Genomic DNA, 261 nt, shown 5'->3' on the forward strand with positions numbered 1-261 from the left:
ATGACACGATTGAAGGCGGCGCGGGGAAGGACAACCTTGGCGGCGGCACAGGCGCAGATATCTTTGCTTATGCACCAGACGCGCTGATCGGCGGGCGGGACCGTATCGAAGATTTCAGTCCCGGCGAGGGCGATGTCATCGACCTGTCCGCAATTTCCGCAGCTTATGGCTGGGACGCCGCCGCCGCAGAGGCTGCGGTTTCGGTGATCGACAGCTATCTAGGTGTGATCATCGCGGTGAATGTACCCGGTACCGGTGAAG

1 protein-coding gene is annotated in these 261 nt (G+C 60.9%); it reads left to right on the forward strand.

The genetic code is table 11. From position 1 onward, the window contains the following. On the forward strand, positions 1 to 261 hold a 261-nt coding region (locus MWU61_RS19915), incomplete at both ends, for a M10 family metallopeptidase C-terminal domain-containing protein (RefSeq protein ID WP_247130179.1).

The sequence above is a fragment of the Loktanella sp. F6476L genome, from assembly GCF_023015725.1.
In the GTDB taxonomy this organism is placed as follows: Bacteria; Pseudomonadota; Alphaproteobacteria; order Rhodobacterales; family Rhodobacteraceae; genus Yoonia.